Source organism: Sandarakinorhabdus sp. AAP62 (assembly GCF_000331225.1).
Classification (GTDB): Bacteria; Pseudomonadota; Alphaproteobacteria; order Sphingomonadales; family Sphingomonadaceae; genus Sandarakinorhabdus.
In genome coordinates, this window is the sequence record NZ_ANFY01000017.1 from 1 (window position 1) to 26,668 (window position 26,668).

The following is a 26,668-nucleotide window of genomic DNA, read 5'->3' on the forward strand; positions in this document are numbered from 1 at the left end:
GGGGGGGGGCCGGCGCTGCAGCCGAGAACACGATATCGGCCATGGTGAGCGACTTGCTGCCCTGAACCATCGCGACAAACTCGTCAGGGCTGTCAAACTTGCCATTGCCGTTGCTGTCGAAGAAGATCCGCATGCCCGTGAAGCCACCGGCGCTGCCAGCACTCAGGAAATAGGTGCCTGGCGCCAGCTGCACCCGATCACCTTCGGAAAAATCGGTAATGCGGGCGTAATCGCCATTACCCTGGTTGTTGCTGCGGCCATCGTCGTAGAACACGCCGCGTCCATCACCCAGGATGAAGAGATCATTGCCGGCACCGCCGGTCATCACGTCGACCGTGCGGCTGCCGATCTTCGTGCTGGAGAGCGCCACACCGGTGATGGTGTCGTTGCCGGCACCACCGGTCAGCGTATCCGAACCATCGGTGCCATAGATCACCTGGTCTGGAGACGGCGTCGGAGTGGGCGTCGGCGTCGGCGTCGGCGTGGGCGTCGGCGTGGGCGTGGGCGTCGGCGTGGGAGTCGGCGTCGGGCTCGGCGCTGGCGCGACATTGAGGCCGGCAGAGATCAGATCGTTGACGTCAAGCCGGCCATTGGTGACCGTGATGTTGGTCAGCGATGTCGTGGCTTCAGCGCTGTTCAGCAGCGCAGCGCGCAACTGGGCACCGGTCAAGCCTTCGGCATAGGCCGAGAGCAGGCCAAGCGCGCCGGCAACGTGCGGGGCCGCCATCGATGTGCCGGTGTAGGCGGCATAGTTGCCGCCGGGCGTGGTCGACACGATCGAGGTGCCCGGCGCGCCGAGGTCCACCGTGAGCTTGCCGAAGTTGGACGAGCCCGCGCGGCTGCCGGACGAGGTGATGTTGGCCACGGACACCACGGCATCCCATCCCACCGCTGCCAGCGTGGAATAGTTGGTGGGGAAATAGGCGGTCACATCATTGTTGTCGCCCACGCCATCGGTGCCGCCGTTGCCGGCCGCCGCCACGAACAGCAGATCCTGCTTCGCGGCGCGCACGATGGCATCAAGCATCGATTGGGATTGGCCGCCACCGCCCCAGCTGTTGTTGGTGCCGACATAATTGCCGGCGCCGGCGTCATGGGCCTTGGCGGCATTGGTGTAATAATCGATGGCGCTGATGGCCGCAGCGCTGGAACCGGAGCCGCTGTCGGGCAGGAACTTCAGGGCCACCATCTGCACGGCCCAATTCACCCCTGCCACGCCCAGCGCGTTGTTGCCGATGGCGCCGATGGTGCCGGCGACGTGCGTGCCGTGGCCATTGCCATCCATGGGATCATTGTCGTTGTTGACGAAATCCCAGCCGATCAGATCGTCGATGCGGCCGTTGCCATCATTGTCGACGCCGTTTTCCCAGCGCGTATCGTTCAGCAGATCACCGGCATCGATACGGCCGTTGCCGTTGACGTCGCTCACGGCGTGGGCGTTGGCGGCATTGTTGAGATCGCGGAAGGTGATCAGTGTGTCGCCATCGGTATCAACCAGGCCGAGATTGTTCGGGATTTCGCCGGGATTGAGCCAGATGTTGAGATACAGATCGGCGTGCGTGTAATCGATACCGGTATCGATCACGCCAATCACCGTCTTGGTGGAACCGGTGTAGCCACGGGCCCACGCTTCGCCGGCCTGGCTGCCGAACTGGTTGGCCGGGGTGGTGGTGTCACCATACATGCCCCACAGGCCGCCATTGGTGTAACGCGTGTCGTTGCTGCCCTGCACCGACAGGGTGGCGTTCACTTCAGCAAAGGCCACATTGGGGTTGCGCGCCAGGGCTTCCATCACGGCTTCGGCCGAACGGCCCGGCGCCACGCTGATGACCAGCAGATCGCCTTCCGCATCGCTGCGCACCACGCTGGCATTGCCCCCGCCGGCATTGCTCACGGCCAAGGCTTGATCTGCCGCGCTGGCGCCAGCGCGGAACTGGACCAGCAACTCGGTGACAGTGCGGGCGGAGTCTGCTGCGGGGGCAGCCACGGCCGGGATCCCATCCTGGCGGCCGAGGCTCCCAAACGCAAAACTGTCCGCCGCAGTGGCTTCGGGACGGGCGTATTCATCCCAATCTTCACGAGCCATCTGGAAGCGATACTCAGACATCGTGGTTGACCCTCTCAGACCACGTGCGCAACGCAAACTTTACAGCGGTTAACGCACACGACAAAATAGTGAACACGGGGTTACGCCAAGCAACTGGTAACGAAGCCTTTACCTCGAATAATATTCGAGAAGAAAAATTTTTCGTTAACCGACTGCATCGAAACGCTGATACATCCGGTTTCGACAGCTGCTTAGTCCGTATTGGTGTGGAAATTGTAAACGCCGAAAACATTTTGTCCTAAACCTCCGTGAACTGTAATTCTCATGATAATGAACGATAAAGTTGGATTAAAAATTCCCTTCGCCTTGGATTGAGCACGAAAAAAACGACCGCACCCGGCCAGCCATGATGGGCTGGCCGGGTGCGGCCGTTCGGGAGATTTCAGATCGCGATCAGGCGGCGGCGCTGTGCGCCAGGGCTTCGCGTTCGGCCTTCAGGGCTTCTGCGATAAGAAATGCCATTTCAAGGCTTTGGCTGGCATTCAGGCGCGGGTCGCACTGGGTCTGGTAACGGGTCGCAAGGCCTTCGTCGGAAATGGCGATGGCGCCGCCGGTACACTCGGTCACATCCTGTCCGGTCATCTCCAGGTGGATGCCGCCAGCATGGGTGCCTTCGGCCCTGTGCACGGCAAAAAACCCGGTCACTTCGGCCAGAATCCGGTCAAACGGGCGGGTTTTGAGGCCGCCAGCGGCCTTGATCGTGTTGCCGTGCATCGGGTCACAGCTCCACAAAACATGGCGACCTTCGCGCTTCACGGCGCGAATCAGGCGCGGCAGATGGGCCTCCACCTTGTCATGACCGAATCGGGTGATGAGGGTGATTCGGCCTGGCTGATTCGCCGGATTCAGCGTGTCGATCAGGCGAATCAGGTCATCGGGTTCCAGACTGGGGCCGCATTTAAGGCCGAGTGGGTTGCCGACACCGCGCAGGAACTCCACGTGGGCACTGCCCGCAAAGCGGGTGCGGTCGCCGATCCACAGCATATGCGCCGAGGTGTCGTACCAGTCGCCGGTCAGGCTGTCCTGCCGGGTCATCGCCTCTTCATAGCCCAGCAGCAGGGCCTCGTGGCTGGTGAAGAAGCTGGTGCCCTTCAACTGCGGCACCGTATCGGGCGAAAGGCCAATGGCCTCCATGAAATCCAGCGCTTCGCCGATCCGATCGGCCAGTTGCGCATATTGTTCGGCCCAGGGGCTGCGCGCGGCGAAATCCAGGTTCCATTTGTGCACCTGGTGCAGATTGGCATAGCCGCCACTGGCAAAGGCGCGCAGCAGGTTCAGCGTCGAGGCTGATTGCATATAGCCGCGGATCATGCGCTGCGGGTTGGGCGTACGCGCTTCTGCGGTGAACTCGATGTCGTTGACATTGTCACCACGATAGCTGGGCAGGGACACGCCATCGATTTCCTCGAAATCGCCCGAGCGCGGCTTGGCGAACTGGCCGGCCATGCGGCCCACCTTCACCACCGGCATCTTGCTTGCAAAGGTGAGAGTGACGGCCATCTGCAGCAGCACGCGGAACGTGTCGCGGATGGTGTTGGGGTGGAACTCGGCAAAACTCTCGGCGCAATCGCCGCCCTGCAGCAGGAAGCCATTTCCGGCAGCGACATCGGCCAGTCGCGTGGTGAGATCGCGCGCCTCACCGGCAAACACCAGCGGCGGATAGGACCGCAGCTCGGTCTCCACGGCGCGCAGCGCCGCTGCGTCGGGATAAGTGGGCAATTGCCGGGCTTCGTGTTGGCGCCAGCTGTCGGGGGTCCAGTTCTTCGTCATAGCGCAGGTGCTTTGCGGCAAATCATCAGGGTGAGCAAGTCACCGCATGAGGACGAGTTCCTCGCTCATCGTCGGGTGCAGCGCCATGGTGTCGTCAAACTGCGCCTTGGTCAGCCCGGCCTTCACCGCGATGGCGACGGCCTGCAGGATTTCCGGCGCATCCGGGCCGATCATGTGGGCACCCACCACGCGGTCGGTGGCGGCATCGACCACCAGCTTGTAGAGCGCGCGTTCGTTGCGGCCGGCCAGCACATTCTTCATCGGCCGGAAATCGGAGGTGAAGATCCTCACTTGTCCGAAGGCGTTGCGGGCCTGCGCTTCGGTCATGCCCACGCTGCCCAGTGGCGGGTTGGAGAAGACGGCAGAGGGGATGGCGCTGTAGTCCACGTGCCAGTTCTTCTCTCCGAACTGGCGATCGGCAAAGCTGTGGCCTTCGCGAATGGCCACCGGGGTCAGCTGCACCCGGTCAGTCACGTCGCCGACGGCGAAGATGTTGGCGACATTGGTGCGATTGTCGGCATCGACAGCGATGGCGCCCTTTTCGTTCAGGGCCACGCCGACATCATCAAGGCCAAGTCCTTCGATATTGGGCACCCGGCCCAGCGCCCACAGCACCACATCGGTTTCCATGGTCTTGCCGTCGGTGAAGTGCAGCACCAGGCCGGTTTCGGTCTTCTCCACCCGCTCCAGACGGCAGTTCAGCTTGAAGTTCAGGCCCTTGGCCAGGCTGATCTGCAGCAGGCGATCGGCCAGCGCTGGCTCCCAGCCGCGCAGGATGGTGTCGCTGCGGTTGATCAGCGTCACGTCCACGCCGAGTTCATGGAACACGCCGGCAAATTCGGTGGCGATATAGCCGGCGCCGGCGATAACCATGCGCCTTGGCAGTGTGGGCAGATGGAAAACCTCGTTCGAGGTGATCCCATGTTCCGCGCCCGGAATATCAGGCGTGAAGGGCCGGGCACCCGTGGCAATCAGGATGGTCTCGGCAGTGTGGCGCTTGCCGTCCACTTCCACCGTGTTGGCGTCGATCAGCCGGGCGTGGCCCGGCAGGGTAGTGACCTTGTTGTTGTCGAGCGTGTTCTGATACAGGCCGTTCAGACGGTCCACCTCGGCCGCCACATTGTCACGTAGGGTGGGCCAGTCAAAGCGCTTGGCCTCGATATGCCAGCCAAAGCGGCGGGCATCTTCCAGATCCTCGGCGAAATGGGAGCCATAGACCAGCAGCTTCTTGGGCACGCAGCCGCGGATCACGCAGGTGCCACCCACCCGATATTCTTCCGCCACCGCCACGCGTGCACCGTGGCTGGCCGCAATGCGACTGGCGCGCACCCCGCCGGAACCGGCACCAATCACCAAAAGGTCGAAATCATGGCTCATGTCTGTCTCCGTGGCGGCTGATAGGCCAGCGCTGCCAGCGGCGCCAATCAATTTCCCCGTTTACCGTGAACGATAGCGGCGATGACAAGCAGCCTCAGCCCATCAGCCACCAGTAGAGCCCGCCAAGCACAATACCGCCGTGGACGCCGGTGATCAGCACCAGTGACTGTTTGAAACTGTCTTTCGATGATTTGTGGCGCAGCCGGTGCATGGCATGCCAGGCCGCCGGGCTGCCGCCGACCGCCGCCCAGCCCAGCAAGCTGGCTTCGGATATGCGTTCGCGGGACCGGCCAGCCACAGCGCGCCGCTTGTCCATCGCAAACATCGCCCAGGTGACGGCATTGATCAACGCCAGGCAGAGCACCAGCAGCAGGGTCAGGCCGGGACCGTGGATCACCAGCAGCGCCGGCGCCGGCGTATCGGGCGGCACGATGACACGTTCAGGAAGCCGGGCGGGTACCCCGTCGGGTACCGCAGCGGTTTGCGGGGGGCGCCGCTGCACGGCCTGGGGCTCCAGCATCTGATCAGCACAATCCAGCGGGGCATAGCGCGGCACCGCGTGGCCGGAAGCGATCATCGCGCAACTGATGTTCACCTGACCGGCCGTGCAATTCACGATGGCGCGGCCATAATTGTCAGTATCTTCCTGCGTGCAGCGCAGAGTCTTGCCGCGTGTCAGGCGGCGCAGCTGGTCGCGCGCGGCAAAGGGATCGCCATCCACGCAGCGTCGCCCCGGCCGGCAGGCGCCCGGCATTTCGGGCGCATCGATGCCTTGCAGGCGCATTGCGCCGGGAACGTTGGCACAGCGCAGATTGTCGCCATCATGATGCGTGGGACCTTCGCAGGCAAAGCTGGCGGCAGCGGCGGCCAGGGCGATCATTGGCAGGGGCATGGCCCCTGTTTATCGACGGGTAGCGCAATCGCAAGCCGGTTCAGCCGGCAATCCACCACCAGAGTGCGCCAATGGCCAACCCGATCTGGATGCCGGTGATGTTGAGCAGGCGGGGCAGCAGCGCTTCACCCTGGCGGCCGGCGTGGCGGGTCCACAGGGCGGTCCATGCTGCAGGGGAGGCGCCGGCGGCGGCTAGGCCGAGGAACAGCCAGGGATCCAGCCGGTCCATCGGCGCGCCCCAGCGGTCGCGTGACGGCCAGCGTTCATGGGCCAGCTGCAACAGGGCCAGATTGGCCATCGCCATCCACAGGCCGATCATCACGATGGCGCCGGCAATCGGCAGCGACCACGGGGTTTCCTGCAGCGCCACGCCATCCATCACCACGGCCGGAGCAGCAGCTTGCGGACGCGATGGGCCGGATTCACCAAGATCGAGCGTGATCTGCCCTTCGGCCGGAAGCGCCTTTGGCAGGCCACCTGGCAGTGTGCCCGGCGCATAACTGGCGGATTGCAACAGCACCGCGCGACGGCGAACCGGCGTCGTACAATTGCAATCGCCGGCCGTCCGGCTCGGCACGGCATAGCTGGTGGCCAACATTGCACAGGAAAGATCGGTGGCTTCGACACGGCAACGCGCGAGAACGCGGCCCATATGGTCGGTTCCGGCGGCTTCGCATGCAAGTGGCCGGCCCATCGTCAGTCCGCGCAGCGCCTCGCGAGCAGCAAAGGGATCGCCGGATGGGCAGGCCTTGTTGGGTTGGCAGGTCGCCGGCATCTCCGGCGCATCATAGCCCATCAGCCGAATGATTTCGGGACGGTTGGCACAACGCACTGTGCTGGCGTTGTCGTGGACCGGCGCCAGACAGGTAAAACTGCCCAGCAACGCACCCGCAATGATTTCCCCCGCAAACATTCTTGAACGCCAACACCCCAAACAGTGCGTGAAACGGCGTGTGTGCATCGCACATGCTGCCGCCGCCCTTGGCCTTGCGACCATACTGCTTGCCGCCCAGCTTCACGCTGGCCCAGAGAATCACGACCATCTGCGCTGTGGCTCGGCTCCCTAGGCTGGGCCAAAGACACAGATGATCGTGACGGGCAGTAGATTTGCCGGTCACGCAGGCCCACCCGAGCCTGCCGTTGCCCGACAAATCGAAGGCATCGCTGCTGCACAACCGCCAGTGCCGTTCCGGACTGAATGGCAGCGCCCGCCGCGATCCAGGCCGGCGCCGGCACCCACTTTGCCGCCAGCGCCGCAAGCGGAGCAGGCAGCGCCATGAGCGGCGCACAACATACGACCATAGTGGAACATATTTACGGTTTGGCAAGCGTTTTGACAGCGACGCGTCGCAATGCCGAGCGATCACCAAGGAGGAAGCCGGTCGGAATATAAATTGCCGCAGACAAACAAGGGCCTGCCGGGCGCTTTTGACCCAAGAATGAGGGCGCTCGCGCGAAATTACGGGGCAAGGGAAAGCCCCGATTCGGTGGTCAACGGCGGCCGATCTCGGCCCGACCCTTGATCAATCCCGGAACGGATCCTTGACCAGGATCGTGTCTTCCCGTTCCGGCGAGGTGGAGACCAGGGCCACTGGGCACTCGGTCAATTCCTCGATGCGGCGGATATATTTGATGGCCTGGGCCGGCAGCTGGGCCCAGCTGCGCGCTCCGGCGGTCGATTCGCTCCAGCCTTCAAACAACTCGTAGATCGGTTCGACCCGCGCCTGTTCGGAAGGGTGGGCGGGCAGATGATCCAGCTCGCGGCCATCAAGGCGGTAACCGGTGCAGATCATCACCGTGTCGAACCCGTCGAGCACGTCCAGCTTGGTCAGCGCCATGCCGGTGATGCCGCCCACGGCGATGGCCTGGCGGACCAGCACGGCATCGAACCAGCCACAACGGCGCTTGCGGCCCGTGACAGTGCCGAACTCGTGCCCGCGTTCGCCCAGGCGCTGGCCAATGTCATTTTCCTGTTCGGTGGGGAAGGGGCCGGAACCGACGCGGGTGGTATAGGCCTTGGTGATGCCCAGCACATAGCCGGTGGCATCCGGGCCCATGCCCGAACCGGCCGCAGCCTGACCGGCGACCACGTTGGACGAGGTGACGAATGGCCAGGTGCCGTGATCGACATCAAGCAGCACGCCCTGCGCGCCTTCGAACAGGATGCGATCGCGCCGCCAGCGGGCATCGCGCAGGCGTTTCCACACGGGCTGGATATAGGGCAGCACGGCCGGCGCCACGTCGGCCAGTTGCGCCTGCAGTTCAGCGGCATCCACCGGTGCCACGCCAAAGCCGGCACGCAAGGCATTGTGGTGGGCAAGCAGGCGTTCGAGCTGCGGACCGATCTGATCCAGATGCGCCAGATCGATCACGCGCAGGGCGCGGCGGCCTACCTTGTCTTCATAGGCCGGGCCGATGCCGCGCCTTGTGGTGCCGATCTTGCCAGCGCCCATGGCATCTTCGCGCAACGCATCCAGATCCCGGTGCAGCGGCAGAATCAGCGGGCAGGTTTCCGATACCATCAGATTTTCGGGCGTGATCGCGACACCCATGCCGGCAATGCGGGCGACTTCGTCGCGGAAATGCCAGGGATCGAAGACGACGCCATTGCCGATGACCGACAATGTGCCGCGCACGATGCCCGACGGCAGCAATGACAGCTTGTAGGTCTGATTGCCCACCACCAGCGTGTGGCCGGCATTGTGGCCGCCCTGGAAGCGCACCACCACATCGGCGCGGGCAGAGAGCCAATCGACAATCTTGCCCTTGCCTTCATCGCCCCATTGGGCGCCAACCACGGTCACATTCGGCATGTTCAGTCCTGTCCTCAGCGCACGTAGCTGGCGCCGTTGATATCGAGGGTGGCGCCCGTCATCGACGCCGGCGCATCGCTGGCCAGCCAGCGGATCATTTCGGCAACCTCTTCGGGCATGGCGACGCGGCCCAGCGGAATATCGGCCAGCAGCTTGTCACCGCCGCGGCTTGCCAGATAGTCCTCGGCCATGCCGGTCATGGTGAAGCCCGGCGTGATGGCAAAGGCGAGGATATTCTGCGCGGCATAGGCGCGGGCGATACTCTTGGTCATCGCCAGCATGCCGCCCTTTGCGGCTGCATAATGCCAATGCTGGGGCGAATCACCGCGATGGCCGGCGCGGCTGGCGACGTTGATGATGCGGCCGCCGCCATTGGCCTGGAAATGCAGAACCGCATGGCGGCACAGATCGGCGGCGCTCTGCAGGTTGATGGCGTGGCTGCGCGCCCAGGTGGCAGCAAAGCCGTCGGCATCCATGATATTTGCCGCCTCGAACACGCCGGCATTGTTGACCAGCACATCGATGCGGCCTCCGGCCTGGGCCAGTGCCTGCTCCCAGAGCGCATCGGCGGCGCGAGGCTGGGCGAAATCGGCAGCAATCAGCCCGGCATTGCCCGCCGTGGATTGCCCGATGACCTTGTGGCCAGACTGTTCCAGCAGGGTGCGCGCCGCCGCGCCAATGCCGCGTGATGCGCCGGTGAGGAGGATGGTTGCCATGTTGGCCCCTATGACGCCGACTGGGGCAGGCTGTCCAGCCGGTGGGTAAGGGCCTCGGTCGCCTGAGCCTCGCGCTGCTGCCAATTGCCCATGATCAGCACCGGTTCGATATTGCGTGCGGCCATCTCATCCTCGATGGCCGCCTGAAACGCCAGTCGGTCGCGGCCCACGAATTGCCGGGTGCCATCGGCCACCCACGGCGTATCGGGCGCGAACAGCAGATAGAGATCGGCAGCGGCCGACATTGCCGACAGCGCGGGATCGCGGTGGCCATGCAGCATGCGAAACCAGGCGGCCGTCATTACCACATCAGTATCTTCGATCAGCAGCCGCGGGTGCGACGCGAGCAGCCGGTGGCGCCGTTCGGCATGGATGCGGGCGATGGTGCGCAGCACGTCAGGGGTGAAATCGGTGCCAATCGTTTCGGCATATTCGCGGCCATATTCGGGCATCAGCACCCCGCCCAGCCGGCGCGCCAGCCGCTCTGCCATCCGGGTCTTGCCCGTCGACTCCACGCCGGTGAAACACACATGCAGGCTCGTCATGGTTCAAGCCGCTCCGCCGCCAGCCACAGCCGCCAACTCCAGATCGCCACAGCAAGGAAGGCCACATACAGCGCCGCCGTCACCCAAAGCGCCTGGCTGGCATAAAGGCCCACCGAAACGATGTTGATGCCCACCCACAGCGGCCAGCTTTCCAGCATACGAAGGTTGATCAACACTTGCGCCACCAGCGACCAGCCCGCGACGGCGCCATCGGTGATGGGGGCGGCGGCATCGGTTTGCGCCAACAACAGAGCCAGAACAGCGCTGCCAATCACACCGCTGATCAGTACCACCGGCCAGCCCATGGGCGGCAGGCGCCGCACTGCCACCTGGCCCTCGTCGGCCGGTGCCCGCAGCCACATCCACAGGCCCTGTGCCTGGGCGAGGAAGAAGAATATCTGCAGGCCGGCCACGGCATAGAGCCGGCTGTTCCAGAACACGATGGCCAGGATGGCCACCATCGCCATGCCGAACGGGTAATTCCACACGGATCGCCGCGCGAGCAGCACGACGTTGGCCAGCCCGAACGCCGACGCAGCAAGTTCCCACGGATTCACGCGTCGTCTTAAGCCCGCGACGCGAAAATATTGCAAGCCACGCAAGCAAAAGGGGGCGCAGCCACTGGCCACGCCCCCCATTGTTCACGGCTCACCGCTGATCAGAAGCGGTAACGCAGCAGACCGCCGTAGGTGCGGGGCTGGTTGCGATAGCCCGAAAGCGTGCCGGCCTGCGCCACGCCAGGGAAGATCGTGGTCACCCAGGCCTGGTCGGTCAGGTTGCGGCCCCACAGGGTGATGTCCAGCTTGTTGTTGAGCACCAGAGTCACGGCGGCGTTCAGATTGTCCACAGTGCGTTGCAGTGTCACCGTGCCCTGGGCGATCTGCGTCGGGCTTTCGTGCTGGTAGTCCGCGTGGAAGTTCAGCTTGGCGTTGTCGTTCAGGCGGGCGGTGTAATCACCGCCAACCGATACCGCGAACTCAGGCACGCCGGCCACGCGCAGGCCGGAAAGATCCTGCGGCAGGGTGGAGAAGCTGCCGGCCTGCAGGGCGGCACCGCCCACAAAGCTGTCAAACTTCATGTTGAGGTAGGTGAAGTTGGCGAAGAAACGCAGATCCTTGACCGGCGAAATGGTGGTATCGAGTTCAAACCCGGTCACCGACTGCTGTTCGGCGTTGGCCAGGATGAAACCGGTGCCCGAGAACACGTTGCTCTGGAAGCCCTGCAGGATCTGACGGAACGCGGCCAGGTTGAAGCCAAAGCCTTCCCACTGGCCCTTGATGCCCAGTTCATAAACGGTGGCATGTTCCGGATTGGCCGAACGCGAACCGGTGGTGAGGTTCACCGGCAGGTTGGCGCCCAGCGCGGTGCGGATCGGCGAGGCCGCCGGCGCCGGCGACTGTGCGGTCGAACCCGGGATGAACAGCGCGGCCGGCGGACGGGCATCGAACGACAGGTTGATCGAGCTCGCCTTGAAGCCGGTGGCATGCGTGGCATAGATGTTCAGATTGTCGTTGAACTTGTAGTTCAGGCGCACGGTGTAGGCAAAATCGCTGTCAGACGTGCGGCCATCCTCAACGCCATTGGGAACGTTGAGATAGGGCGGAATGAACTGCAGACCGCGCAGGCCCAGGAAGGGGTTGAAGGTCGGATTGGCCGCAACGACAGCCGGCACGCCGGCGTTCACACCGGCGCGCACCAGATCAAGGCCGGAAAACACATCGGTGGTAACGACGTTGGTGGCATATTCCTTGCGATCGTGGGTGTAGTTGCCGCCCAGCGTCAGGGTCAGGTTGTCCAGCAGGTTCCAATCCACGGTGCCGAAGATCGAGATGGCGCGGTTCTTGTAGTCATACTGTTCGAACCGGCCCTGGCCCTGGCCGCCGAATGCTCCTGCCGGCGTGCCCGGCAGCAGCGCCCGCAGCGTCGGTTCCAGGCTGGTGTAGGCGCCGCCCGAAAGCGCGCTGGCATAGTTGCGGAAATCCCGGCCAAAGGTCAGCTGGCCGCTGGCATCGATATTCTCGTGGAAATAGAAGGCGCCAACCAGGAAATTGATCGGGCCATCGAATTTCGAGGCGACACGGAATTCGGCCGTGTACGTATCGATGGCGTTGCGGCCGCTATTTTCCCCGATCAGATCGGCGCTGGTAAAATCGCTGTCGGCGTTGGTGGAAAGCCGCACGCCACGATAGGCACCGATGAAGGTGAGATCGAACTGGCCAACCTTGTAGTCCGCCTGGGCCGAGAAGCCGAAGTTGTCGACTTCGTTGGTGGACGGGAAGTTGGTCGACGAACGCAGCGCCAGCGGCTGATTGGAAATGATGCGGCCGCCAAGCGCACGCACGGCGTTGCCGGTCGGGCCGTCAACCAGGTTTACCACCGAGCAGCAGATCTCATCGATCTTGTCGTAATCGCCGATCAGGCGCAGCTTGAAATCCTCGCTGGGCTTGAACAGCAGCTGGGCGCGCACGCCGCCACGATTGCGGTCGTTCTCGTCGATGTTCAGCGCTTCGTTGAACACATAGCCGTCGCGGCGGTTGTAGTTGCCGGCCAGGCTGAAGGCGATGGTTTCACTGATCGGCCCGGTGATTTCGGCACGCGCAATGAGCGCATTATAGTTGCCGTAGCTGAGTTCGGCCTGGCCGCCATATTCGAACTTCGGTTCGGCGGTGACAACCGAGATGATACCGGCCGAGGCGTTCTTGCCAAACAGGGTCGACTGCGGACCGCGCAGCACTTCGATGCGCTCAACGCTGGGCAGATCGCCGATCTGGGCGGCGGAACGGCTGCGATAGACGCCATCGATGAACACGCCAACCGACGGTTCGATGCCCACGTTGTTGGCACCGTTGCCGAAGCCGCGGATGATGAAATTGGTGTTGGCCGACGATTGCAGCTGCGACACGCGCAGGGATGGCACGACCGACTGCAGGTCAAGGGCATCGCGGATCTGGGCATTCTCGATCAGCGCCTTCGACGTGACGGAGACCGAAATCGGCGTGTCCTGCAGGGTCTTGGCCTGCTTGGAGGCGGTGACGATGATGATTTCCTCATCGCCGGCTTCATCGGCGGCAGCAGTTTGCGCAAAGGCGGGGGCAGCCAGGGCAACAGTGGCGGAAACGCCAAGCAAAAGGGCAGCGCGCAGGGCAACGATGCCTGCGGTTTCAACAGTCGACATGAAGTTCCTTCCCAAAAAATCCAGGCCTTGGCCGTTATCGACGGCGGCCCCGAACAAGCCCGTTCGTCGGGCCATGCCGCAGGGAATTACAGATGCTTCATGTTTTTTCAAGCCCGACCCGCGGCCCGGCACTGACGCTTCTTGCCCGACCGTTGCCATCGTGCAACGGAAAGACCAATCGTCGTCCGACAATGGGTTACAAGATGCGGGTTACAGGATGAATGACTGGGAAATCGCAACGGATCGCTTGTTGATCCGGCCGATGCGGGTGGAGGAAGCGGCCGACTGGCACCGCATCCGCGCTGCCGCGCCATTTGATCCACTGGACCGATCGGTGGAAGAAAGTATCGCGCTGATCACTGCCATGCAGCGGCGCGCGGCTCCCGATTCCGATGGGTGGCAGCAATTCACGATTACGACCAAGGATGGCAGCATGATCGGCGATCTGGGCATCCGTTTTTCGCCGCCGTGGAGCGCCACGGCGGAAATCGGCTTTGCCATTGATCTGCGCTGGCAGCGGCAGGGGCTCTGCGCTGAAGCGGTGGAAGCGATGGTGCGCCGCCTGTTCCGCAACAATCGTCGTCGTGTGGTGGCCGTCACCGATGCCCGCAACCGGCCGGCACAGCGGGTCTTGGAACGCTGCTGGTTCCGCGAGGAAGGCCGCTTCGTGCAAAGCTGGCGCGACGGCGATGCCTGGTATGACGAACTTAGTTACGCCCGACTGGCCAGCGACTGATGGCAAGCACGGTGCCTGGGCCGACGCCTGCCATCGTTGCCGCCCTGATCGGCGCCGAGGTGCGGACAGTGGAGCAATTGTCGGGCGGTGCGTCGTCGGCAACCTATTCCGTTGATGCGATCCGCGATGACGCGCCCTGGCCGCTGATCCTGCAGTGCGCCGCCACCGGATCTGTGCCGCCAGGCGGGCTGCCGCGGGCGGATCAGGCGCAGTTGCAGCAATTTGCTTTTGCCAATGGTCTGCCGGTGGCGGAGGTGGTGCGGGTACTGGTGCCGGAAGATGGCTTGGGCGAAGGCTATGTGATGACCAGGCTGCCCGGCGAGGCGCTGGCACCGCGATGGCTGAAACTGCCGGACTATGCGCCGGCCCGGGCGGTGTTGACCCGGCAATGCGCCGACGTGCTGGCCCGATTGCACCAACTGCCCATGGCGGGCGTTGCCGGGCTGGCGTTGCCCACCGGCAGCACGGCAGAACTGCTGGATCGCATGTTTGCGAATTATCGCCGTTTTGCGGTGAGCAGCCCGATTTTCGATCTCATCTTTGCCTGGCTGAAAGAGCGGATCGTCGATCGGCCGGCGAGCAGCATCGTTCACGGCGATTTTCGCTCCGGCAATTTCCTGGTCGCGCCTGATGGGTTGGTGGCGGTGCTGGATTGGGAATTGGCGCATCTTGGCGATCCGCACGAGGATCTGGGTTGGCTGTGCTGCAATAGCTGGCGCTTCGGCGTGTGGGACAAGCCGGTCGGCGGCTTTGGCGAGCGTGACGAACTGCACGCCGCCTATGAAGCGGCAGGTGGTGACCCGGTCGACAAGGGCCGTGCCCATTGGTGGGAAGTGCTGGGCACGCTGAAATGGGGCCTGTCGTGCCTGACGCTGGGTGATGACCATGTCTCCGGCCGCCTCCGCAATGTCGAACGTGCCGCCATCGGACGGCGAGTTTCCGAAGTGGAACTGGACCTGATGCACATGCTGAAATTCGGAAGCGTGTGATGGCTGAACAGATCGAAGCCACCACATTGATCGAAGCGGTGCAGTTGTTCCTTGCCGAACTGGAACCGGAGCTGAAGGGCCGCCGCGCCTTTCATGCCAAGGTGGCTGGCAATGCGCTGGCCATCGTGCTGCGTGAGCTGGCGCAGCAGCCGCAGGCCAGGGAGCAGGCGCTGCTGGCTGGCATCATGGGGCAGGAGGCGCCGCTGGACAGGCTGCGCGCCGACCTTTGCGACGACCTGCGGAGCGGAACGAAGAACGCCAGCACGCCGGGCCTTGTCGATGCTTTGCTCGCGGTGGCGCTGGCCAAGTGCGCGGTGGACAATCCGCGTTATTCCACGTTCAAACGGCTTGGCGTTTGAACCAACAACAGGTCAAACGGCTTGGCGTTTGAACCATCAGGCTTGGTTCAAACGTCTAGCCGGCTCAGCCACGGCCTGAGCAACGCCAGATAAGCCTCTGGATTATCGAGCATGATGCTGTGCGATGCCGACGGGATGGCTTCAAACCGCGCGCCGGCCGCGATGGCGAAATTGGCGACGGTTTCCGGACGCGCCTCGTCATCCACGCCGGCCACGAACAGGGTGCGCCTTGCATCGAGCTGATCGAGCAGCGGTTGCCCGTCATAATCCTTCAGCGTGCCGGTGCAGGTGAATTCGGCGCGGCCCCACATGTGATTGTAGAGCGCTTCCGCAAAGGGTGCGGGCAGGGCGTCGCGATAGGCGGCAATGGCCGGCGGCGGCAGCACCTGGCGCACATGGCGGGCATAGAAGGCTGCGGTCGCGGCATCACAAGCCGCCTGCGGGGCGGCGCCTGGTGTGTCGCAGCGGTCCAGCAGGTCGCGCACATCGGCCGGCATGCCAGCCTTCAACTCGGCGGCGTCGCGCAACCAGATTTCGGTGGAAACCAGCGGCGACTGCAGCACCAGCCCGGCCAGTGAAGCTGGCCTGGTGGCGCCATATTCCAGCGCCAGCGTGCCACCCCAGCTGCCGCCGAGCACATGCCAGCGCGCGATGCCGAAATGAGCCCGGATCGCCTCGATTTCCGAAAGATAGCGCGCCACCGTCCAGTTGGCCGGATTGCCGGGACGATCAGAGCGGCCGCAGTCGAGCTGGTCATAAAGGATGACGGCGCGCTCATCGGCGAGGGCAGTGGCATTGAGCCAGCTCCAGTGCGAACTGCCCGGCCCGCCGTGGATGAACAGGATCGGCGGCCGCTTGCCGTCGAGCGCCCCGTTCACCCGCACATAGATGCGGCCGCCCTCGACCGGCACCATGGCCTCCTGATCCGGGGCCAGCCGGATCCCGGGGGATGTCGCGCCCTGGCGCAGCGTCTGCGCCGCCAGCCGGGACGGGAGCAGGCTGGCCAGGCCGGCCACCAGCCCAGAAGCCAGCAGGGTGCGCCGCGCCATCACGCCGTTTTGCGCCGGAAGCCGGCCGGATCAAGATGCATGTCGATATCCGGGTAATGGCATTCATCGATGTCGATGCGATCGGTGCCGATCGCGAGGAACTGGCAGGGCAGGGCGGAACGATTCTGCAGATGGTGGCCATTGGCGGCACCAGCGGGAAAACAGGCGATGTCGCCCGGTTTCATGACGGTATCGCCGCCGTCTTCGACCAGCACAGCCTCGCCGGCCAGCATCACCACCATCTCGTCCTCGTGGCTGTGCCAGTGCCGCTGGCTCGACCAGGCACCGGCAGGCAGGGTGACAAGATTGGCGCCGAATTGCGTCAGCCCGCCGGCCGCTGCCACGGCACGCCATGCCCGGCCCGCCACCGCCTCGTGATGGGGCGGGAGATAGTTGGACCCGGTGTTGACCGGCAGGGCATCGACAGCAATCTTCGGCATCAACGCCGTTCAAGCACAACCGGCAGCTTTCGGAAACCGTGCACGAAGCACTGCGCCACATATTCCGCTGCGCCGACCTGGCGCGGGAAAAGTTTGCGGGCCAGCAATTCCTCCAGCAGCACGGCAATCTGCAACTCGGCCAGCCGCGCGCCCACGCAGCGGTGGACGCCAAAGCCGAACGACAGGTGGCGGCGGGCATTGGCGCGGCTGATGTCAAAGCGCTCGGCATCGGGGAACACGCTCTCGTCGCGGTTGCCGCTGATGTACCAGACGACGATCTTGTCACCCTTCTTCACCGGCACGCCAGCGATATCGGCATCTTCCACCGCAGTGCGGCGCATGTGGGCCAGCGGCGTCTGCCAGCGCAGCACTTCGGAAATCGTGTTGCCGATCAGGGAATGATCGGCCTCCAGCCTGGCCCATTCGCCGTCATAGCGGTTGAAGGCTTCGACCAGGCCCGACATGGAATTGCGCGTGGTGTCGTTGCCGCCGACGATCAGCAGGATATAATTCCCCGTGCGTTCCTGGAACGGCATGTCGCCCATGGCGTTGCTGTGTGCCATTGCGCTGATCAGGTCGCCGGTTGGCGGCTTGGCCTTGCGCTCGGCCATCAGCGCATCGAGCGCGTGGGTCATGTCGATCAGATGCTGCTGGCGGATATCCTTGGTCGCCGGATTGAGCGCCGCTTCGATGTCGCCACCCCAATCCGACCACAAGGTGAGATCGCGGCGCTTTTCCCATGGATAGTCGAACAGGATGGCGAGCATCCCCGTCGTCAATTCGATGGAAACGCGATCAACCCAATCAAATTCCTCACCAATCGGCAGGCTGTCGATCAACTCGCTGGTCCGCTTGCGCACCTCGATGGCCATGCGGGCGATTTCCGACGGGCCAAAGGCTGGTGCCACCACCCGGCGCTGGTCGCTGTGGCGTGGCCGGTCCATGGCGATGAACTGCGGCAGATTATATTCGCCAAACAGATCGACCACGGTGATGCCGCCGAATTCATGGCTGCTGGAAAAGATATCGGGCCGCGCCTCCACCGCCATGATGTCGGCATGGCTGCAGACCGACCAGAACGGGCCAAACGGGCTGTTGGCCTGGTGATGCACCGGGGCCTCGGCGCGCAGCCGCGCAAACACCGGCCGCCAACTGTCGTTGGCATAGAGCGTCGCATCCGACACATCGATCACGTCGAGCGGAACTTCAGACACATTGGTCGGAGCAATCGTCGCCATCATATCCTCCCCATTTCGAGCGCCGCCTGTTCACGGTCGTTGCTGCGATGCTACGATGGAATCATCACAACTGCGAGTCCCAGCGCGATGGCCATTCCCTCTCACAATAACCATGACGCCAGCATCGATCCCACCCGTGAACAGGTCCGCAATCTGCGCGACAATGGCCGTGACGGGCCGGTGGTGATGATGAACCTGCTGAAGTTCCGCAAAACCGCCAACTATCCGCCCGAAGCCGGGATGGCGCCCTGCTCGGGGAAAGAAGCCTATGACCGATATCAGCACGCCTTCACCGTAGCGGTGGGTTCGGTGTCGCAAGCCGAAGTGCTCTATGATGGTCCGTGCGAACAGGTCTTCATCGGCCAGGCCGATACTGACGCCGCCGATTGGGACAAGTTGCTGCTGGTTCGCTATCCGACGCGCCAGCATTTCCTCAACATGATGGCCAACGACAGCTACCGGGATGCATTGGTGCATCGTTATGCCGGGTTGGAACGAACCGTGTTGATCCAATGCGGATAAGGAAACTGCCGTTCACACCAGTGTTGCACCGCAGCGCCAGCGCGGTATGAAGGCGGGCATCACAGACCGAACGCTGCGCCAGCCGCAAGGCAGGGCAGCGAAAGGGGCCAGAAAAAAGGGCAAATAATGGCTTCTCGACCAACAGCACCGGCGCCGCGCCCGCTCTCGCCGCACCTGACCATCTGGAAATGGCGGGTGCACATGGCGGTCTCCATCATGCACCGCGTTACCGGCCATGCGCTGGCCTTTGGCGCCGTGGTGATCTTTGCCTGGTGGTTGGCGGCGCTGGCCAGCGGGCCGGCCTATTATCGCCTGTTCCAGGATATCGTCTTCTCGCCGCTGGGCGTGGTGGTCGGTTTCGGCCTGACCTGGGCGATGTTCCAGCACATGGGCAGCGGCATCCGTCACTTCATCATGGATTCGGGTGAAGGCTTTGATCTGGCCACCTCGCGCCGCATGGCGATGCTGACCTTCGCATTTTCGGTGCTGGCCACGCTGGCGTTCTGGGCATTCGTGTTGCTCGGCAGGGGGTATTGATCATGGGCAACGGAACGCAACTCGGCCGGGTGCGCGGTCTTGGCGCCGGCGGCGGCGCGGTCGTGCATCATTGGTGGTTGCAGCGCGTGACGGCGGTGGCCAGCCTGTTCCTGGTGCTGTGGTTCGTCTTCAGCCTCGCCCGGCTGCCCAGCCTGGATTATGCCAGCACCGTGATGTGGCTGCGCCAGCCGCTGGTGGCCGTGCCGATGTGCCTGCTGGTGGTCAGCGTTTTCTGGCACTTCCGTCTCGGGGTGCAGGTCATGCTGGAAGATTATCTGCATGGGTCAAAGCGCGTCATCGCCATGCTGGCCCTCAACTTCTACACCTTTGCTCTTGCAGCCTTGGCACTGTTTTCGGTGCTCAAGGTCGCCCTGTCTGCCGGTTGATTGGAAGCTCAAGTGCCTGAAGCCTATCAGATCATCGATCACGTGTATGATGCCGTCGTGGTGGGGGCCGGTGGTTCCGGCCTGCGCGCGGCCATGGGGATTGCCGAAGCCGGACTGAAAACCGCCTGCATCACCAAGGTTTTCCCCACCCGCAGCCACACGGTGGCAGCACAGGGCGGCATCGCGGCTGCGCTGGGCAACATGGGCCCGGATCACTGGACCTGGCACATGTATGATACGGTCAAGGGCAGCGACTGGCTTGGCGATCAGGACGCCATCGAATATCTCTGCAAGGAAGCACCGGCCGCCGTTTACGAGCTGGAGCATTTCGGCGTGCCGTTCAGCCGCACCGAAGCCGGCCGCATCTATCAGCGCCCATTCGGCGGCATGATGCAGAACATGGGCAATGGCCCGCCGGCCCAGCGCACCTGCGCTGCCGCCGATCGCACCGGCCACGCCATGCTGCACGCGCTCTATCAGCAGAGCCTGAAGTACAGCACGGATTTCTACATCGAATATTTCGCCATCGATCTCATCATGGTGAACGGCGAGTGCAAGGGCGTCATCGCCATCAACATGGAAGATGGCAGCATCCACCGTTTCCGCAGCCATCAGACGGTGCTGGCCACCGGCGGTTATGGCCGCTGCTATTTCTCCGCCACCTCGGCCCACACCTCCACCGGGGACGGCGGTGGCATGGCAATCCGCGCTGGTGTTGCCATGCAGGACATGGAGTTCGTGCAGTTCCACCCCACCGGCATCTATGGCGCCGGCGTGCTGATCACCGAAGGCGCACGCGGGGAGGGTGGTTACCTGACCAACAGCGCTGGCGAGCGCTTCATGGAACGCTATGCCCCGTCGGCCAAGGACCTCGCCAGCCGCGACGTGGTTTCACGTTCGATGGCGATGGAAATCCGCGAAGGCCGCGGAGTCGGTGCCGAAGGCGATCATATCCACCTGCACCTCAATCACATCGATTCCGCCGTGCTGGCCCAGCGCCTGCCCGGCATCAGCGAAACCGCCAAGGTGTTTGCCGGGGTGGACGTGACCAAGGCGCCGATCCCGGTGGTGCCGACCGTGCACTACAACATGGGTGGCATCCCGACCAATTATCACGGCGAAGTCGTCACCCTGAAGGATGGCAACCCCGATAGCGTGGTGCCCGGCCTGTTCGCCGTGGGCGAGGCCGCCTGCGTGTCGGTGCATGGTGCCAACCGCCTCGGCTCCAACAGCCTCATCGATCTGGTCGTGTTCGGCCGCGCCACCGCGCACCGGGTCGCCGCCATCCAGAAGGCCAACGCCGGCCACGCCGCGCTGCCCAAGGACAATGCCGATTTCGCGCTCGGCCGCCTCGATGGTTTCCGCCATGCCAAGGGTGGTTCCACCACCGCCGAAGTGCGGCTGGCCATGCAGAAGACGATGCAGTCCAATGCTGGCGTGTTCCGCACCAGCGAGATCCTTGATGAAGGCGTGCGCAAGATCGACGCCGTCTATCAGCGCATGGCCGATATAGGCACCACCGATCGTTCGATGGTGTTCAACACCGATCTCATCGAGACACTGGAGCTCGACAACATGATCGGCCAGGCCGTGCTCACCATGCACATGGCCCAATCACGCCACGAAAGCCGCGGCGCCCACATGCACGAGGATTTCCCGAGCCGGGATGACGATACGTGGATGGTGCATTCGCTGGGCTGGTTCCGCGATGGCTCGGTCGAACTCGCCAAGCGCCCGGTGCACACCTACACGCTGTCGGATGATATCGAGTATATCAAGCCCAAGGCGCGGACGTACTGAGTGCGGATAAGCTAGGGTGGCAACCGGCAACCTTTATCAGATAGATTCTGCCGGGAATCTCAGGCGTATGTCTCCGTCTGCTCCTTCTAGTGAAGACGTGATGCAGGATCTGGTTGCCCGTTTTCCTGATCTCATTTCTGAGGCGGTCGGAGAATTGCTGCTGGTAAAGCGTGAGCAGCCGGTAGCGGATAGCCATGATGGTTCAGGTCGCTGGTCAATCGATCACCTGTTTGTGACGCGTGAAGCTGTGCCAGTTCTGGTTGAATTGAAGAGGGCCGTTGATACCCGTTTGCGTCGCGAGGTCGTGGGTCAGATGCTGGACTATGCAGCGAATGCCTCGGCCTATTGGCAGTCATCAGCGTTGGCCGAATCTTTTGCGGCAACCACTCGCGCGGCCAACAAAGATCCGGATGCGGTTCTGGCTGAATTCGTTGGAACAGGAGATGTTTCTGGTTTTTGGGAGCAATTGGGAAGCAACCTGCGGGCTGGCCGTATGAAGTTGCTGTTCGTCGCGGATGTGATTCCCCGTGAGTTGGCTCGAATTGTCGAGTTTATGAACGACCAAATGGAAGCCGACGTTAGGGCTATTGAACTTCGGTGGTTCTCCGGTGACGAAGGGCACATGACATTAAGTCCCCGGGTCATCGGTGAAACCGAGCGCTCAGCTGCTGCAAAGACCTCAAGAAGGGGCACATTGCCTCCTGCTAGTATTGATGATTGGGTTGCAAGCAAGATCGCGCCGTTCGGCGCGGAACAAGTTACTGCTTCAACGATATTCCGCGGGCTGATCGAGCAAGCTGGCGGAAGCCTGGGTATCCCAGCCACTCAAGGTTCGATTTACGGGTGCTTCAAGAGCGCAGACGGGCGTAAATTTTATCCGTTTCACTTCTGGCCGGCCAAGGTGCCCACGATCTCGCTAAGCCTGACCTATTTGGCGAACCATCCCGCCTTCGCCGACGAGCGGGTAAGGCAAACATTATACAATGAGGCAGTGGCAGCGATTGGGCCATTGTCGTCAAAAAATATTAAAGGGTTTCCAGCTTTTGAGGCAACTAGACTGCTTGACCCGAATCTTGCAAAGCGTTTTGCCGGACTTGTAAACAAGATGCTGGAGATTGCGCATGCTGCGGTGTCCTAGCGTGACTATAGAGATCTGCGAATGTGCATTTTTGGCGTGGGTGGCTGTTGCCTGTCACGCAAGCAAGACCTAGTTGGGATAGATCATGGCTGAATTTTCCCTCCCGCCGAACAGCGTCATCAAGGCGACCGGCAAGACCTATCCGGCACCGGCCGGTGCCGCGCGAACCAAGGCGTTCAAGATCTACCGCTGGAATCCGGACGACGGGGAAAACCCGCGTTACGACACCTACAGCCTTGATCTCGATGCCACCGGGCCGATGGTTCTGGATGCGCTGATCAAGATCAAGAACGAGGTCGATCCCACGCTCACCTTCCGCCGCTCGTGCCGGGAAGGGATTTGCGGATCGTGCTCGATGAACATCGACGGAAGCAACACGCTGGCTTGCACCAAGCCGATCGAGGAGGTGAAGGGCGAGGTGGTGATCACGCCGCTGCCGCACATGGAGGTGATCAAGGACCTTGTCCCTGATTTCAAGCATTTCTATGCGCAATATGCCTCGATCAAGCCCTGGCTGCAGACCGTCACTGCAGCGCCATCGGGTGAGGAACGGTTGCAGTCGCCTGAGCAGCGCGAGCAGCTGGACGGGCTGTACGAGTGCATCCTGTGCGCCTGCTGCTCCACTGCCTGCCCATCCTATTGGTGGAACAGCGACAAGTTCCTGGGCCCCGCCATCCTGTTGCAGGCCTATCGCTGGCTGGCCGACAGCCGCGACGAGATGACCGGTGAACGCCTGGATGCGCTGGAAGATCCGTTCCGCGTCTATCGCTGCCACACCATCATGAACTGCTCCAACGTCTGCCCCAAGGGCCTGAACCCGGCCAAGGCGATTGCGGACATCAAGCTGATGATGCTGGAACGCGCCGGTTAAAGGAAAAGTCCATGGACGACACGGCGCTGTGCGAACTTTCGGCCAGCGCCGCTGTCGCGCTGATGGCCTCTGGCGAATTGACCGCCGAAGACTATGCGACCGCGCTGCTGGCGCGCTGCGGGCAGGGGGCGCATCTCAATGCCTTCATCAGCCTTGATGTGAGCCAAGTGCTGGAACAGGCCCGCGCTGCCGATGCCCACCGTGCGGCCGGCAGGCCGCTCGGGCTGCTGCACGGGCTGCCGGTTCCGGTGAAGGACAGCGTCAACACCAGGGATTACCCCACCACCGGCGGCACCAATGCCCTGCGCGAATTCCGCCCCGCCACCGATGCCGCCTGTGTGGCGCTGCTGCGCGAGGCTGGCGCCATCGTGCTGGGCAAGACCAATCTGCACGAACTCTCTTTTGGCTGGACCAGCACGAACACCGCCTTTGGCGCAGTCCGCAACCCGCACGACCCCACCCGCATTCCCGGCGGCAGCTCGGGCGGCACGGCGGCAGCGGTGGCCGCCGGCATGGCGCCGTTGGGTGTGGCGGAAGACACCGGCGGTTCGATCCGGGTGCCGGCGGCGCTGTGCGGACTGTTTGGCTTCCGGCCCACGACGGGCCGCTATCCCAGTACGGGCGTGGTGCCGATGACGGCGCTGTTCGATCAGGTCGGTCCGCACGCGCGCTGCATGGATGATATCATGCTGTTCGACGCGGTGATGACGGGTGACGCGTCCTCGATCGCGCCGGCCCTATTAGCCGGGCTGCGGATTGGCCTGTGCCGGGACTTCCATTTTGCCGGCCTTGATGCCGGTGTGGCCGCGGCAGTCGAGGACGCCATTGCCCGTCTGCAAGCCGCCGGTGTGGTGATGGTGGATGTGGAACTGCCCGGCCTCGCGGCGTTGACCGATGCCGCCTGTATGCCGATTCTGTTCCACGACACGCTGCCGTCTCTTGCTGACTATCTGGCCATGCACGACGCGCCGGTGAGCCTTGCCGAGGTGCAGGCGCAGGTGGCCAGCCCAGATGTACAGGCCGCGCTCAGCCTGTGTGCGCAGTTCAACGATGGGCCAGACACGGGCTATGTCACTGCGCGCGATATGCATCGCCCAGCCTTGCAGCGCCTGCTGGCTGCCTGCTTTGTCGAGCATGACATCGCCGCCCTGCTGTTCCCGACCACCATGGTGACGGCGACGCCGATCGGTTCAGACTCCATGGTGACCATCAACGGCGTCGATGTGCCCTTCGCCACCGCCATTGGCCGCAACATCCTCCCCGGCAGCACGGCGGGCCTGCCCGGCCTGGTCATGCCCTGTGGTCGCACCGGCGGCCTGCCGGTGAGTATCGAGCTTGATGGACCGGCCGGCAGCGACCGGCAATTGCTGGCCATCGGCATGGCCGTTGCGGCGCTCTTTCCCACTGTCACAGCAGCTTCGCTTGCCGGGTCTTGATGGCTTTGATAGGTTGCCGCCGCAACGCCAGCTGTCGCTGGCCGTAAATGTGGCATGATGGGTGGGACTGTGCAGCAGATCGTTAGCCGATGGACCGGGCAGGTGAACGCATGAGCGCTGTCACCTTCTCGACCCGCGCCGCGATGGACCGCAAATCAGCGCGCATCCTGCCGCAATATAACAGCCTGCATCATCGCACCTGGTGGAAATTTGCCACTGTGGCCTTTGTGGCGCTGGCGCTGTTCCTCACCATGTACACCGGCTTTCTGGTCGCCATCGGCGGCACCTTGGCCTTCCGTTTTGTCGGCTTTCCGATCTTGGTGATGGCTGGGGTCAGCCTGTGGATGCTGCCAGATGTGGACAAGGCCGACAACCCGCCGTTCTACAAGCTGTTGACAATCTACATGTTCCTGATGGTCGCCTGGCCGTCCTATGTGGCCATTGCCATCCCCGGCTTGCCCTGGGTGACACCACCGCGACTGGTGCTGGGCGTGCTGCTGATCGCCATGCTCACCCATTTCCCGCAGATCGCCGAAGCGCGACGCAAGGTGGTTGGGCTGCTGGGTTATGATCCGCTGGCGTTCAAGCTTTATGGTCTGTTCCTGCTGATGCAGGTGGTTGTGCTGCCGCTGGCACCGTCCCCGATCGACGTGTTCAGCTATGAGATGATGCAGGGCGTGCTCGACAGTTCGGCCATGGTGGCGGCCGCATGGTGCTTTGCGGATGTGAAGAAGATTCCGCGGCTGATGCGGTTGGTCGTGCTGGCCGGCATCTTGAGCATGCTGATCACTGTCCTGGAAAACTACCTGCAACGGCCGCCGTGGTTTGGCTATATCCCAAGTTTCTTCCGCATCGATCCGGTGCTGTATGAAACCTATGTGTCGCCGCAGGCGCGCATTGGCGATGGCCGGTATCGCATTCGCGCTACCTTTGGCATCGTGCTGTATTACGCCCAGTATCTTGGCCTGATCCTGCCGCCATTGCTCTATGAAATGTTCAAGTCCAAGGGCTGGAAGCGGGTGCTGGCGCTGGCGCTGATCCCGCTGATCCTGCAGACCGTGTGGTTCATCAATGCCCGAACGGCAACCATTGCACTGCTGGTGTCACTGTTCAGCTTTGCCGGCCTTATGATGGTGCGGCAACTGTTCTTCCGGCCGCGGGGCGATGGCCTGAAGCCAGGTATCATGGTGGCCCTGGTTCTGCTGGGCGTTGCCATGCTGGGCGGCGCCATCGCCACCAGCCATCGGGCCCGCATGTACACCATCGGTGGTTCGCAACATGCCGGCAGCAATGCAGTGCGTGACGCGCAATGGGCCGGCGCCTGGCGGGCGGTTGGCCGAAATCCGATCGGTGTCGGCCTGGGGACGCCGCTGCCCGATGTGGGGCTCGCCAATGCCAAGGGCGTGGTCATTGTCGATAGCTATTGGATCAACCTGCTCGTGGGGGTTGGACCGCTCGGCTTCATCGGCTTCATGGGCTGTCTGGCCCGCATTGCCTGGCTTGGAGGCATGACATTCCTGCGCGCAAAGGATGATCTGGAGGAATGGGGTGGTGTGCTGGCCGTTTCGCTGCTGAACTTCATCATCTCGGCCTATGTCATCAGCTTTGCCGATAATAACTACCTGGTGTTCACGCTGGCTGTGGCCATTCTCGCTCTGCATCGGCACCAGGCGAAGCGCATCGCTGCGGAACCCAAGGCCGAGCGGGCGCTGCCGTCGCCGTCAACAGCGCTGGTTCGGCGTTAGGCTTTACGTGCGCCGAACCGCCTGCTG

General features: G+C 63.2%; 24 protein-coding genes. 11 read left to right on the plus strand and 13 right to left on the minus strand.

Annotation, left to right across the window (positions count from 1 at the left end; all coding sequences use genetic code 11):
• The 10 genes from D619_RS18160 to D619_RS0113220 form a co-directional block, all read right to left on the minus strand.
• The coding region (locus D619_RS18160) for a S8 family peptidase (RefSeq protein WP_051033509.1) at positions 1–2,107 on the minus strand (2,107 nt) is incomplete at its 3' end.
• Positions 2,108–2,500: 393 nt separating this feature from the next.
• Positions 2,501–3,877: a 3-deoxy-7-phosphoheptulonate synthase class II gene (locus D619_RS0113175; protein ID WP_017669068.1), complete on the minus strand. Its 1,377-nt coding sequence runs from the start codon at positions 3,875–3,877 to the stop codon at positions 2,501–2,503.
• A gap of 39 nt (positions 3,878–3,916) precedes the next feature.
• Complete coding sequence (gene gor, locus D619_RS0113180; protein WP_017669069.1) at positions 3,917–5,254, minus strand: glutathione-disulfide reductase; 1,338 nt, start codon at positions 5,252–5,254, stop codon at positions 3,917–3,919.
• A 94-nt stretch (positions 5,255–5,348) separates the two neighbouring features.
• On the minus strand, positions 5,349–6,146 hold the full coding sequence (locus D619_RS17430) for a DUF1294 domain-containing protein (RefSeq protein WP_017669070.1): 798 nt from the start codon (positions 6,144–6,146) through the stop codon (positions 5,349–5,351).
• Positions 6,147–6,186: 40 nt separating this feature from the next.
• Positions 6,187–7,059 (minus strand): hypothetical protein, encoded by an 873-nt coding sequence (locus tag D619_RS17435; RefSeq protein ID WP_017669071.1) that lies wholly within the window; start codon positions 7,057–7,059, stop codon positions 6,187–6,189.
• Between the two features lie 610 nt (positions 7,060–7,669).
• Positions 7,670–8,959, minus strand: coding sequence for an adenylosuccinate synthase (locus D619_RS0113200; RefSeq protein ID WP_017669072.1), 1,290 nt, complete (start codon positions 8,957–8,959; stop codon positions 7,670–7,672).
• Between the two features lie 14 nt (positions 8,960–8,973).
• Positions 8,974–9,675, minus strand: coding sequence for an SDR family oxidoreductase (locus D619_RS0113205; RefSeq protein WP_017669073.1), 702 nt, complete (start codon positions 9,673–9,675; stop codon positions 8,974–8,976).
• A gap of 8 nt (positions 9,676–9,683) precedes the next feature.
• Positions 9,684–10,220, minus strand: a complete 537-nt coding sequence (locus tag D619_RS16695) for an ATP-binding protein (RefSeq protein WP_017669074.1) — start codon at positions 10,218–10,220, stop codon at positions 9,684–9,686.
• Positions 10,217–10,777 carry a nicotinamide riboside transporter PnuC gene (gene pnuC, locus D619_RS0113215; protein ID WP_017669075.1) on the minus strand — a complete coding sequence of 187 codons (561 nt, stop codon included), beginning with the start codon at positions 10,775–10,777 and terminating at the stop codon, positions 10,217–10,219. The genes D619_RS16695 and pnuC overlap by 4 nt, the downstream gene beginning before the upstream one ends.
• Before the next feature lie 101 nt (positions 10,778–10,878).
• Entirely contained in the window at positions 10,879–13,395 is a 2,517-nt protein-coding gene (locus D619_RS0113220; protein WP_017669076.1) for a TonB-dependent receptor, read from the minus strand.
• A 217-nt stretch (positions 13,396–13,612) separates the two neighbouring features.
• On the opposite strand from D619_RS0113220, the gene D619_RS16700 reads away from it, so the two are divergent.
• Genes D619_RS16700 through D619_RS0113235 form a run of 3 tightly spaced genes read left to right on the plus strand, consistent with a single transcriptional unit; the run spans position 13,613 to position 15,479 of the window.
• Complete coding sequence (locus D619_RS16700; protein ID WP_017669077.1) at positions 13,613–14,131, plus strand: GNAT family N-acetyltransferase; 519 nt, start codon at positions 13,613–13,615, stop codon at positions 14,129–14,131.
• Entirely contained in the window at positions 14,131–15,120 is a 990-nt protein-coding gene (locus tag D619_RS0113230) for a phosphotransferase family protein (protein ID WP_017669078.1), read from the plus strand. Before D619_RS16700 ends, D619_RS0113230 begins: the two co-directional genes overlap by 1 nt.
• The gene (locus tag D619_RS0113235) at positions 15,120–15,479 is read left to right on the plus strand and encodes a DUF6285 domain-containing protein (protein WP_017669079.1); all 360 of its coding nucleotides are present in this window, start codon (positions 15,120–15,122) and stop codon (positions 15,477–15,479) included. Before D619_RS0113230 ends, D619_RS0113235 begins: the two co-directional genes overlap by 1 nt.
• A 47-nt stretch (positions 15,480–15,526) precedes the next feature.
• Here the strand turns inward: D619_RS0113235 and D619_RS0113240 are convergent, their stop codons facing one another.
• Genes D619_RS0113240 through D619_RS0113250 form a run of 3 tightly spaced genes read right to left on the minus strand, consistent with a single transcriptional unit; the run spans position 15,527 to position 18,206 of the window.
• Positions 15,527–16,528, minus strand: coding sequence for a proline iminopeptidase-family hydrolase (locus D619_RS0113240; protein ID WP_017669080.1), 1,002 nt, complete (start codon positions 16,526–16,528; stop codon positions 15,527–15,529).
• The gene (locus D619_RS0113245) at positions 16,528–16,968 is read right to left on the minus strand and encodes a cupin domain-containing protein (RefSeq protein WP_017669081.1); all 441 of its coding nucleotides are present in this window, start codon (positions 16,966–16,968) and stop codon (positions 16,528–16,530) included. The genes D619_RS0113240 and D619_RS0113245 overlap by 1 nt, the downstream gene beginning before the upstream one ends.
• The gene (locus D619_RS0113250; RefSeq protein WP_026091047.1) at positions 16,968–18,206 is read right to left on the minus strand and encodes a cytochrome P450; all 1,239 of its coding nucleotides are present in this window, start codon (positions 18,204–18,206) and stop codon (positions 16,968–16,970) included. The genes D619_RS0113245 and D619_RS0113250 overlap by 1 nt, the downstream gene beginning before the upstream one ends.
• An 87-nt stretch (positions 18,207–18,293) precedes the next feature.
• On the opposite strand from D619_RS0113250, the gene D619_RS0113255 reads away from it, so the two are divergent.
• The 8 genes from D619_RS0113255 (at position 18,294) to D619_RS0113290 (ending at position 26,641) form a co-directional block, all read left to right on the plus strand.
• Positions 18,294–18,728 carry a hypothetical protein gene (locus D619_RS0113255; protein ID WP_017669083.1) on the plus strand — a complete coding sequence of 145 codons (435 nt, stop codon included), beginning with the start codon at positions 18,294–18,296 and terminating at the stop codon, positions 18,726–18,728.
• 126 nt (positions 18,729–18,854) lie between these two features.
• Positions 18,855–19,265: a succinate dehydrogenase, cytochrome b556 subunit gene (gene sdhC / locus D619_RS0113260; protein ID WP_033373628.1), complete on the plus strand. Its 411-nt coding sequence runs from the start codon at positions 18,855–18,857 to the stop codon at positions 19,263–19,265.
• A 2-nt stretch (positions 19,266–19,267) separates the two neighbouring features.
• Positions 19,268–19,651: a succinate dehydrogenase, hydrophobic membrane anchor protein gene (gene sdhD, locus D619_RS0113265; protein ID WP_020480491.1), complete on the plus strand. Its 384-nt coding sequence runs from the start codon at positions 19,268–19,270 to the stop codon at positions 19,649–19,651.
• Positions 19,652–19,663: 12 nt separating this feature from the next.
• A complete protein-coding gene (sdhA, locus tag D619_RS0113270) occupies positions 19,664–21,451 on the plus strand; it encodes a succinate dehydrogenase flavoprotein subunit (RefSeq protein WP_026091048.1) in 1,788 nt (595 codons plus the stop codon).
• A gap of 100 nt (positions 21,452–21,551) precedes the next feature.
• A complete protein-coding gene (locus D619_RS17950; RefSeq protein WP_152417461.1) occupies positions 21,552–22,589 on the plus strand; it encodes a hypothetical protein in 1,038 nt (345 codons plus the stop codon).
• Positions 22,590–22,674: 85 nt separating this feature from the next.
• A complete protein-coding gene (locus D619_RS0113280) occupies positions 22,675–23,460 on the plus strand; it encodes a succinate dehydrogenase iron-sulfur subunit (protein ID WP_017669088.1) in 786 nt (261 codons plus the stop codon).
• A gap of 11 nt (positions 23,461–23,471) precedes the next feature.
• A complete protein-coding gene (locus tag D619_RS0113285) occupies positions 23,472–24,896 on the plus strand; it encodes an amidase family protein (protein ID WP_017669089.1) in 1,425 nt (474 codons plus the stop codon).
• 110 nt (positions 24,897–25,006) lie between these two features.
• A complete protein-coding gene (locus D619_RS0113290; RefSeq protein WP_017669090.1) occupies positions 25,007–26,641 on the plus strand; it encodes a hypothetical protein in 1,635 nt (544 codons plus the stop codon).
• Positions 26,642–26,668: the final 27 nt, after the last annotated feature.